This window comes from Synechococcus sp. R8-2 (assembly GCF_047461715.1).
In the GTDB taxonomy this organism is placed as follows: domain Bacteria; phylum Cyanobacteriota; class Cyanobacteriia; order Thermostichales; family Thermostichaceae; genus Thermostichus.
Window position 1 is genome coordinate 1 of sequence record NZ_JANSHQ010000245.1, and the last position, 1433, is coordinate 1433.

Below are 1433 nucleotides of genomic sequence, written 5' to 3' on the forward strand. Positions count from 1 at the left end.
GGCGGGATCCCCCTGCCCTCCGCCGAAGGCTTCATCCGCCAGATCCTGGGCTGGCGGGAGTACATGCGCGGCTTCTACGAATACCAAATGCCCAACGGCTATGCCCAGAACAACTTTTTTGGCCACCAGCGACCCCTGCCAGAGTTTTTTTGGACGGGCAAAACCGACATGGCCTGTCTGCAGCACACCCTGGATCAAATTCGCCGTCATGGTTATGCCCACCACATCCAGCGGCTAATGGTGCTCAGCAATTTCGCCCTCATCAGTGGCATTCAGCCCCAGGCAGTAGAAGCGTGGTTTCAGGATGTGTTTATCGACAGCTACGACTGGGTGATGCAGCCCAACGTCATCGGCATGGGCCTTTTTGCCGATGGGGGCATGCTCTCCACCAAACCCTATGCCGCCTCTGCTCAGTACATCCGCAAAATGAGTGACTACTGCCGCCATTGCCGCTACAATCCCAGCGAAAAGGTTGGCAAACAAGCCTGCCCCATCAATACGTTGTATTGGGACTTCCTGTTGCGTCAGCGATCCCTCTTAGCCCCCTTGGGCAGAATGAAATGGGTATTGATCCATTTGGATCGCATGGAACCGGAGCTGAAGGCCCAGATCCAGGCGCAAGCCGCTGCTTGGTGGGATCCCTTGCAATCTGCACTCGACGAACAGAGTCCATCTCATTTGCAATCTGTCTAAGCACCAGAAGATTAAGCATCCGGTAAAATTGAGGCACCCTCCTACCCACCTGTCGCTTTGTAAGGACTGCAAGCCATGAAATGTCCCCGCTGCAGCAAACAAGAAATCCGAGTTTTGGAATCTCGTTCGGCAGAAGGTGGCCAGAGTGTGCGGCGGCGGCGAGAATGCATGTCCTGTGGCTACCGCTTCACCACCTATGAGCGCATCGAGTTCATGCCCATCATGGTCATTAAACGGGATGGATCCCGCGAAAGTTTCAACCGCAACAAGATCCTGCAAGGGGTGATGCGTGCCTGCCAAAAAACCCCCGTCACCGTCAGACAGATGGAAGAGCTGGTCAATGAGATCGAAGAAAAACTGCAATTGGAAGATGCCCAAGAGGTAACCAGCCTGCGCATCGGCGAGATGGTGCTGGAGCGCCTGCAACACCTAAGTGAGGTGGCCTACGTGCGCTTTGCCTCCGTTTATCGCCAGTTTCAGGGTATAAAAGACTTTGTCAATGAGCTGGAACAGTTGGAACCACCTCTGCGACGGGATCTGGAGCGGCTGCTGCAGGACTCCTCTGCCTCAAATTCCGAATCTCCTGGTTCTCCAGACTTGGTGGGAGAGTATTCGTGACGTGGGAACGACAGCGCAAGCCGGCCCTCCCTGGAAGCAGCGGGGAAATGGCGCTTGTGGGCGGGAAAAATTGCTGTGAAGAGATCGCCCATTCCAAAGGCTTAGCGGTATGCTTGGGGTAG

Annotated in this window: 1 protein-coding gene and 1 pseudogene; both read left to right on the top strand. The window is 55.2% G+C overall.

Annotation, left to right across the window (positions count from 1 at the left end; translation table 11 throughout):
* Nucleotides 1-693: pseudogene (locus tag NW819_RS06550) on the top strand (cryptochrome/photolyase family protein); the annotation flags it as partial.
* A 75-nt stretch (nucleotides 694-768) separates the two neighbouring features.
* The gene (gene nrdR / locus NW819_RS06555) at nucleotides 769-1311 is read left to right on the top strand and encodes a transcriptional regulator NrdR (protein WP_414328718.1); all 543 of its coding nucleotides are present in this window, start codon (nucleotides 769-771) and stop codon (nucleotides 1309-1311) included.
* Nucleotides 1312-1433: the final 122 nt, after the last annotated feature.